This window comes from Streptomyces sp. 6N223, from assembly GCF_052246635.1.
In the GTDB taxonomy this organism is placed as follows: domain Bacteria; phylum Actinomycetota; class Actinomycetes; order Streptomycetales; family Streptomycetaceae; genus Streptomyces.
The window spans coordinates 1-10,203 of record NZ_JBQQCA010000098.1 but is presented as its reverse complement, the minus strand read 5'-3'; the positions used below and the strand labels follow the sequence as shown (position 1 = coordinate 10,203).

Annotated in this window: 2 protein-coding genes; both read left to right on the top strand. The window is 74.2% G+C overall.

Annotated elements, in window-relative coordinates:
• On the top strand, positions 1-8,941 hold an 8,941-nt coding region (locus ACTWQH_RS32030), incomplete at its 5' end, for an SDR family NAD(P)-dependent oxidoreductase (RefSeq protein ID WP_443290325.1).
• Position 8,942: 1 nt separating this feature from the next.
• Positions 8,943-10,203 (top strand): type I polyketide synthase (locus ACTWQH_RS32025; protein WP_443290324.1); only part of this gene is annotated, 1,261 nt, incomplete at its 3' end.

Here is a 10,203-nt window from a genome sequence, read left to right as displayed (position 1 = left end):
CGCCCTCTACCACCTCCTCACAAGCTGGGACATCACCCCCGACCACCTCACCGGCCACTCCATCGGCGACATCGCCGCCGCCCACTGCGCCGGCATCCTCAACCTCACCGACGCCACCACCCTGGTCACCGCCCGCGCCACCCTCATGGACGCCATGCCCACCACCGGCGCCATGATCTCCCTCCAAGCCAGCGAAGAAGAGATCACACCCCACCTCACCGAACACGTCACCATCGCCGCCCTCAACAGCCCCACCTCCAGCGTCATCTCCGGCGACGCCGACGCCGCCCGCGCCATCGCCGAGCACTTCCGCGCCCAGGGCCGCCGCTGCCGGGAGCTTCACGTCAGCCATGCCTTCCACTCCCCCCACATGGACGGCATGCTCAACCCCTTCCGCGAAGTCGTACACACCCTCACCTTCCACCAACCCCGCATCCCCCTCGCCACCCCCACCGAACAACTCCGCGACCCCGAACACTGGGTCCGCCACGTCCGCGAACCCGTCCGCTTCCACGACCACCTCACCCACCTCGCCGAACGCGGCGCCACCACCTTCATCGAGATCGGACCGGACGCGGCGCTCACCACCCTCGCGGAACAGATCCTCACCGGCGTCGACGGCCTGCTCGCGGTCCCGCTCCAACGCCGCACCCGCGAGCAGCCGCACACCCTCCTCACCGCCCTCGCCACCCTCCACACCCACCACGCCGCCACCCCCGACTGGTCGGCCCTGACCCCCCAGGCCCGCCTCATCCCTGGCCTGCCCACCTACCCCTTCCAGCACCAGGACTACTGGCTCCCGCCCTTCTCCCCGGACGCCGCCGCCACCCCCGGCAGCGACGAGCATCCCTTCATCGACACCGCCACGCACCTCGCGGACGGCGACCGGCTGATCCTCGCCGGGCGTCTCTCCCTCCGCACCCACCCCTGGCTCGCCGACCACGCCGTAGCGGACACCGTCCTCCTCCCGGGCACGGCGTTCCTCGAACTCGCCCTCGCGGCAGCGGCGCGGCTGGAGCGGCCGGAGGAGCAGGACGCGGGTGTCGAGGAGCTGACCCTCCACGCGCCGCTGCCGCTGCCGCTGTCGCTGCCGGAGACGGGCGCCGTGGAGATCCAGGTGCTGGTGGACGAGGCCGACGCCTCCGGACGGCGGGCGTTCCGCATCCACGCCCGCGTTCCCGGCCCTGGCCCCGGCCCCGGCCCCGAGGGCGCCGACTGGACCGAGCACGCCTCCGGGCGCCTGTCTCCCCGCGCCACCACCGACGGGACGACCGGGCTGAGCGCCTGGCCGCCCGACGGGGCCGAGCCGGTGGCGGCGGGCGAGGTGAGCGGGCTGTATCCGAGGCTTGAGGCGATCGGGCTGGCCTACGGGCCGACGTTCACCGGCCTGCGGGCCGCCTGGCGGCGCGGCGACGAGGTCTTCGCGGAGGTGGCGCTGCCGGAGGAGGCGGTGTCCGACGCCGAACGCTTCGCCCTCCACCCGGCGTTGCTCGACGCCGCCCTGCACGGCATCGCGCTCGGCCGCTTCTTCGGGGAGACCGACCAGCCCCGGCTGCCGTTCTCGTGGACCGGGGTGCGGCTGGAGGCCGTCGCCGCCACCACGTTGCGGGTGCGGCTGGCCCCGGCCGGGCCGGACGCCGTCGCGGTCACCGTCGCGGACGCGCTCGGGCAGCCCGTCGCGTCCATCGACGCGCTCGTGACCCGCCCGCTCGGCGCCGCCACCGCCGGGGTGCGGCGTTCCGACTCGCTCTACCGCCTGGAGTGGACCCCGGTCGTCACGGCACCGGCCATCGGCGAAACGCACGAGGGTTCCGACACCGTGGTGCGCCTCTTCGGCGAGGAGACGGACACGGCGAACGCCGCGAACGCGGCGGACACGACGGACACGACGGACACGACGGACGCGGGAGACGACCCCGGCGCCGCGCTCCGCCTCGCCCTCGGCGTGGTGCGGACCTGGCTGGCCGACGACGAGGCGGCGGCGGCCGGTTCGCGGCTCGTCGTGCTGACCCGCAACGCCGTGGCCGCCGAGCCCGGGGACGTGCCCGACCTGGCCACGGCCCCCGTGTGGGGCCTGCTGCGTTCGGCCCAGTCGGAGGCGCCCGGCCGATTCGTGCTGATCGACGTGGACGACGACGCGGCCTCCACCCACGCCGTGCCGCAGGCCATCGCCACCGGCGAGCCGCAACTCGCCATCCGCGCCGGCCGCATCACCGCACCCCGGCTCGTACGGCACTCGCCGCACCCGCCCCCGGCCGCGGCGGCAACGCCCTGGAACCCGGACGGCACCGTGCTGATCACCGGCGGCACGGGCGCGCTCGCCCGTCTCCTCGCCGCCCACCTCGTCACCGAGCACGGCGTACGCCACCTCCTGCTCGCCAGCCGCAGCGGCCCTGCCGCCGCTGGCGCCCCCGCCCTCCGCGAGGAGCTGACCGCACTCGGCGCGAGCGTCACCATCGCCGCCTGCGACATCGCCGACCGCGAGGCCACCGCCCAACTCCTGGCCGGAATACCCCCGGAGCACCCGCTCACCGCCGTCATCCACACGGCGGGCGTGGTCGACGACGGGCTGCTGACCTCGCTCGACCCCGAGCAGCTCGACCGGGTCCTCGCCCCCAAGGTGAAGGGCGCGCTCAACCTCCACGAGCTCACCCACCCCCACGCCCACGCCCCCGAGGCACCGCTGGACGCCTTCGTCCTCTTCTCCTCCGCGGCCTCCGTCCTCGGCGGCGGCGGCCAGGGCGCGTACGCGGCGGCGAACGCCTTCCTCGACGCCCTCGCCCACCACCGCCGCGCCGCCGGACTCCCGGCCATCGCCCTCGGCTGGGGCCTGTGGGAACGGGCGAGCGGCATGACCGCCGGGCTCGGCACGGCCGACCGGGCGCGAATGGCCAGGAGCGGGGTCGCGCCGCTGTCCGACGCAGAGGCGCTGGCGCTGTTCGACGCGGCGTGCGCCGAGCCCGAACCCGCCGAGCCGGTCCTGCTGCCCGTACGCCTGCGCCTACGCCTCGACCCGGGCAGCGCCGAGGCGTTGCCGCCCGTGCTGCGCGGCCTGGTCCGCACGCCGGGGAGGCGGGCCGCCGCGACGGCAACGGCTCCCGCCACGGAGTTGTTGCGCGAGCGGCTCGCCGCGCTGCCGCCCGACGGGGACGAGCGGATGGCGGCGGCGCTGGAACTGGTGCGAGCGCAGACGGCCACGGTGCTCGGGCACCACGCGCCGGGCGCGGTGCCGGACACGCAGGCGTTCAAGGAGTTGGGCTTCGACTCGCTGATGGCGGTCGAGCTGCGCAACAACCTCAGCGCCGCGACCGGGCTCCGGCTGCCGGCGACGCTGGTCTTCGACTACCCCAACGCGACGGCGCTGGCCGGGTTCCTGCTCGCCGAGTTCGGCCTCGCGGCGGACGTCGGGGGTGCTCAGGCAGCCGCAGCCGCTCGGTCTGCGACGGCACCCGGCCGCGCGGACGAGCCGATCGCGATCACCGGCATGGCCTGCCGCTACCCGGGCGGGGTCCGCACGCCCGAGGAGTTGTGGGAACTGGTCGCCCAGGGTCGGGACGCCATCTCGGACTTCCCCACCGACCGGGGCTGGGACCCGGAGGAACTGTTCGATCCGGACCCAGACCGGGCGGGCCGTTCCTCTGTGTGGTCGGGCGGCTTCCTCCACGACGCCGCCGACTTCGACGCCGAGTTCTTCGGAATCTCGCCGCGTGAGGCGTTGGCGATGGATCCGCAGCAGCGGCTGCTGCTGGAGACGAGCTGGGAGGCGCTGGAGCGCGCCGGGATCGACCCGACCACGCTGCGCGGCAGCCGCGCAGGCGTGTACACGGGCCTGATGTACCACGACTACGCCGCCAGGGTGCCGCATCCCCCCGCCGAGCTTGAGCCGTACCTGGGCAACGGCAGCGCGGGCAGCGTCGCGACCGGGCGGGTGGCGTACACCTTCGGGCTGGAGGGCCCGGCGGTGACGGTCGACACGGCGTGCTCGTCCTCGCTGGTGGCCCTGCACCTGGCCGCGAACGCGCTGCGCTCGGGCGAGTGCGACATGGCGCTGGCCGGGGGCGTGACCGTGATGTCGGCGTTGCAGGCCTTCATCGAGTTCAGCCGTCAGCGGGGGCTGTCCCCGGACGGGCGGTGCAAGTCCTTCGCGGCGGCGGCGGACGGCACCGGGTGGGCGGAAGGCGTGGGCATCCTCGCGCTGGAGCGGCTGTCGGACGCGCGGCGTAACGGCCACCGGGTGCTGGCGGTGGTGCGCGGCTCGGCGGTCAACCAGGACGGCGCCAGCAACGGGCTCACCGCCCCCAACGGCCCCTCCCAGCAGCGCGTCATCCGGGCCGCCCTGGCCAACGCCGGCCTGAAGCCGGGCGACATCGACGCCGTCGAAGCCCACGGCACCGGCACCACCCTCGGCGACCCCATCGAGGCGGAGGCGCTGCTGGCCACCTACGGCCAGGACCGGCCAGACGACCAACCCCTCTGGCTGGGCTCCATCAAATCCAACATCGGCCACACCCAAGCAGCCGCAGGCGTCGCCGGAATCATCAAGATGGTCCAAGCCATCCACCACGGGCACCTGCCCCCCACCCTCCACATCGACGAGCCGACACCACACGTCGACTGGGACGCGGGCACGGTCGCGCTGCTGACCCAGCCCCGGCCCTGGCCGGAGACAGAACACCCGCGCCGGGCGGCGGTCTCCTCCTTCGGCGTCAGCGGCACCAACGCCCACATCATCCTCGAACAGGCCCCCCACACACCCGCACCCACACCACCGCCTCAGGCCTTGCCCGCGCTGGTCCCGATCCCGCTGTCGGCCAAGACCGAGCCAGCCCTACGCGCCCAGGCCACCCAACTCCTGCACCACCTCCAGGAACGCACGGACGAGAACCTGGACCTCGCCTCCCTCGCCCGCACCCTGGCAACCACGCGCACCACATTCGACCACCGCGCCGTTGTACTCGCCCACAACCGACACGACCTCACACGCGAGCTCACAGCCCTAGCCCAAGGCGAGACCGACAGGCCCGCTCAGCTCCCCTCACAGCGCGGCACCACGGCGTTCCTCTTCTCCGGCCAGGGCAGTCAGTACGCGGGGATGGGCCGGGGACTGTACGCCGCCTTCCCCACCTTCGCCGCCGCGCTGGACGAGGTCACCGCCGCACTCGACCCCCACCTCGACCGCCCGCTGCGCGAGGTGATGTTCGACGACCACGACCTCCTGGCCCAGACCCGCTACACCCAACCCGCCCTCTTCGCCCACGAAGTCGCCCTCTACCACCTCCTCACAAGCTGGCACATCACCCCCGACCACCTCACCGGCCACTCCATCGGCGACATCGCCGCCGCCCACTGCGCCGGCATCCTCAACCTCACCGACGCCACCACCCTGGTCACCGCCCGCGCCACCCTCATGCAGGAACTGCCCACCACCGGCGCCATGACCGCGATCGAGGCCAGCGGCGAGGAGGTGGAGGAAACCCTGCCCCAGGACGGCACCGTCAGCATCGCCGCCCACAACGCCCCCACCGAAACTGTCATCTCCGGCGACGCGGACGCGGTGCGAGCACTCGCCGCCGCCTGGGCCGAACGCGGCCGCAAGATCACCCCCCTGCGCGTCAGTCACGCCTTCCACTCCGCCCACATGGACGGCATGCTCGATCTCTTCCGGCGGGTCGTGCACGCCCTCACCTTCCACCAACCGCAGATCCCCCTCGCCACCCCCACCGAACAACTCCGCGACCCCGAATACTGGGTCCGCCACGTCCGCGAACCCGTCCGCTTCCACGACCACCTCACCCACCTCGCCGAACGCGGCGCCACCACCTTCATCGAGATCGGACCCTCCACCACCCTCACCGCCCTGGCGAAGGAATGTCTCAACGACACCGAACACCTCGCCATCCCCCTCCAACACCGCAACCGCGACCAACCCCACACCCTCCTCACCGCCCTCGCCACCCTCCACACCCACCACGCCGCCACCCCCAACTGGTCAGCCCTAACCCCCCACACCCACCTCATCCCCGACCTCCCCACCTACCCCTTCCAGCGCCAACGCCTCTGGCTCGACGCGCCCGCGTCCACACGACACAGCGCAGGCAGCCATCCCCTGGTCGACCCCGCCATCGACCTCGCCGACCGCGACGGGGACGTGGTCTTGAGCGGACGCCTCTCCCTCCGCACTCACCCCTGGCTCGCCGACCACGCCGTGGCAGACACCGCCCTCCTCCCCGGCACGGCGTTCCTCGAACTCGCCCTCCACACCGCCCACCAAGCCGGTTGCACTCACCTCGACGAACTCGCCCTCGAAGCCCCGCTCGTGCTGCCGGACAAGGGCGCCGTACACCTACAGGTCACCGTCGCCGAGCCGGACGAGGACGGTCGGCGAACCGTCGCCGTCTACTCGCGGCCCGACGGCGACCCGACGGGCGAGCCCTGGACCAGGCACGCCACCGCCACGCTCCTGCCGCAGTCCCCACCACCCCCCATACCCGCCACCGTCTGGCCGCCACCGGCCGACGCCACGCCACTCCCGCTCGACGCCCTCTACGCGCGCCTGGACACCACGACGCTCACCTACGGCCCCGCCTTCCGAGGCCTCCGCGCCGCCTGGCGCGGCGGCGACGAGATCTACGCCGAGGTGGCACTGCCCGAGCAGGTCACGGCCGACGCGGAACGCTTCGCCCTCCACCCGGCGTTGCTCGACGCCGCCCTCCACGCCATCGGGCTCGCCCTGCCCGACACCCAGCAGGGCGGCATACCGCACCTGCCCTTCACCTGGCAGGGCGTCCGCCTCCACGCCGCCACCGACCGCCCCACCACGACCCTCCGCGCGCGCATCACCCCCACCGGCTCCGACACGGTCGCGCTGGAGGCCACCGACGCCGACGGAACGCCCGTCATCTCCGTCGAACGCCTCATGCTGCGCCCGCTGGGCCTCGCAGGGCTGCGCACCCGCACGGACTCCCTGTACCGCATCGAGTGGACCCGGCTGTCATCCGGCGTCAGCCACGACGCATTCGACGAACACCCCCAACTGCTCGTCGCAGACACAGACGCACCGGACGCGGGTGCCGTGCCGGCCGAGAGCCGAGCCGTCCTGCTCCGCACCCTCCGCGCGCTCCAGTCCTGGCTGGCGGACGAGGCGAACGCCGACCGGCGCCTCGTCGTCGTGACCCGCAACGCCGTGGCCCTGAGCGGAGCGGAGTCGCCGAACCTGGTCCAGGCGCCGGTCTGGGGCCTGGTGCGTTCGGCTCAGCAGGAGCGCCCGGAACGCCTCGTGCTGGTCGACGTCGACGACCACGAGGCGTCGCGCCGCGCCATCCCGGCCGCCGTCGCCTCGGCCATCGCCTCCGGGGAACCGCAACTGGCCATACGAGGCGGCGAGGCGAGCGTGCCCCGGCTCGTACGCGCACGCGCCGCCGCTCCACCGGCGACCGCGCCGCCCCTCGCCGGGCCGCCCGACGGCACGATTCTCATCACCGGCGGCACCGGCACGCTCGGCGCGGCCGTCGCCCGCCACCTCGTCGCCTCCCACGGCGCGAAACGCCTGCTGCTGACCAGCCGCAGCGGGACCGCCGCGCCGGGCGCGGACGCCCTCGTGGCCGAGTTGACCGAACTGGGCGCCGAGGCCGTCACCGTCGCCGCGTGCGACGCGGCCGACCCGGAGGCGATGGCCGCGCTGCTGGCCGGCGTACCGGCCGACCAGCCGCTGACGGCCGTCGTGCACGCGGCCGGGACGACGGACGACGCCGTGATCGACTCGCTCACGCCGGAGGCCGTCGACCGGGTGCTGGCGCCGAAGGCGAACGCCGCCTGGACGCTGCACGAGCTGACGCGCGACCTGCCCCTCACGGCGTTCGTCCTCTTCTCCTCCTACGCCGGCACGGCCGGGTCGGCCGGCCAGGCCAACTACGCCGCCGCCAACGCCTTCCTCGACGCCCTCGCCCACCACCGCCGCGCCGCCGGGCTCCCCGCGACCTCGCTCGCATGGGGCCTGTGGGAGTCCGCGTCGGGCATCACGGCCGGGCTCGGCACGGCCGACATGGCCAGGCTCGCCCGCAGCGGCGTCGCCCCGCTGGCGACCGGCGAGGCCCTGGCGCTCCTCGACGCAGCGCTCCTCGACGCGGCGCTCCTCGACGCGGCGCTGCGACCCGGGCCGAACGACGACCCTTCCGACGCCCCTCCCGCTCCCGCGCTCGCGCCCGTGCGCCTCGTACCGGCCAGGCTGCGGGCCATGGCCACGGCCGGGGAGCTTCCCGCGCTGCTGCGGCGGCTGGTGCGGGCGCACGTCGTGCCGACGCCGCGCGGCACCGAGGGGTCGGCGGCGCCGGGCGACGGCGGGCCGACCCGCGATCTCTTGGCACGGCTGTCCCCACTGCCTGAGGCCGAACGGCGTGCCGAGCTCCTGGCGTTGGTACGCCGGCAGGTCGCGGAGGTGCTCGGCCACGCCGACGCCTCGCAGATCGAGCCGGAGCGCGGCTTCAAGGACCTCGGCTTCGACTCGCTGACCGCGGTGGAGCTGCGCAACCGGCTCCAGCGCGCCACGGGGGCCGGTGCCGGGCTCCGGGCGACCCTCGTCTTCGACCACCCGGCCCCGGCGGCGGTGGCCGACCACCTGATGGACCTGCTCGGCCTCGGCACGGCGGACCCGGCGCAGGCCCTGCTGGGCGAGCTGGACCGGGTGGAGGAGAGCCTGACCGCACTCGCCGAGCGCTCCGCGACCCTCGACGGCGCCGACCGCAGCCGGATCACCGTGCGGCTGCGGGGCCTGCTGGCGCGGTGGAGCGAGGAACCGGCGGCGAAGGCCAAGGAGGCCGAGAAAGCCAAGCAGGCCAAGCAGGCCGAGGAGGCCAAGGATCCGGAGGGCCGCAGCGCCAGCGCCCTCGACGCGGCGAGCGATGACGAACTGTTCGACCTGGTTGAGAACCTGGGGAACCCCTGACATGGCAGACGGCAACGGGACCGGGAACGAAGACAAGCTCCGCGCATACCTGAAGCGGGCCATCGCCGATGCTCAGGACGCCCGGCAGCGGCTGCGCGAGGTCGAGGACCGGGCGCGCGAGCCGATCGCGATCACCGGCATGGCCTGCCGCTTCCCGGGCGGTGTCGCCACCCCCGAGGAGCTGTGGGAGCTGGTCGTCCAGGGCGTGGACGCCATCTCCGACTTCCCCACCGACCGGGGCTGGGACATCGAAGCGCTCTACGACCCCGACCCGGAACGCAGCGGCACGACCTACACCACACGCGGCGGCTTCCTGCACGACGCCGCCGACTTCGACCCCGCGTTCTTCGGGCTGTCGCCGCGCGAGGCGTTGGCGATGGATCCGCAGCAGCGGCTGCTGCTGGAGACGAGCTGGGAGGCGTTCGAACGCGCCGGGATCGACCCGACCACGCTGCGCGGCAGCCGCACCGGCGTCTTCGCGGGCGTGATGTACCACGACTACGCCGCGCGGCTGCCGGAGCTGCCCGCCGACCTTGAGGGGTACGTCGGCAGCGGCAGCGCGGGCAGCATCGCGACCGGCAGGGTGGCGTACACGCTGGGGCTGGAGGGACCGGCGGTGACGGTCGACACGGCCTGCTCGTCGTCGCTCGTCGCGCTGCACCTGGCGGTGAACGCCCTGCGGCTCGGCGAGTGCGAACTGGCGCTGGCGGGCGGGGTGTCGGTGATGGCCACGCCGGACACGTTCGTGGAGTTCAGCCGCCAGCGCGGGCTGTCCCCGGATGGCCGCTGCAAGTCCTTCGCGGCGGCGGCCGACGGGACGGGGTGGAGCGAGGGAGCAGGACTGCTGCTCCTGGAGCGGCTGTCGGACGCGCGGCGTAACGGCCACCCGGTGCTGGCCGTGGTGCGCGGCTCGGCCGTCAACCAGGACGGCGCCAGCAGCGGCCTCACCGTCCCCAACGGCCCCTCCCAGCAGCGCGTCATCCTCGATGCGCTGGTGAACGCCGGCCTGTCGGAGTCGGATGTCGACGCGGTGGAGGCGCACGGCACGGGCACCGAGCTGGGCGACCCGATCGAGGCGCAGGCGCTGCTTGCGACGTACGGGCGCGGGCGCGGGCGTGGGCGGGACGCCGAACGGCGGCCGTTGTGGCTGGGCTCGATCAAGTCGAACATCGGGCACACCCAGGCGGCGGCGGGCGTGGCCGGGATCATCAAGATGGTCCTGGCCATGCGGCACGGCCACCTGCCCGCCACACTGCACGCGG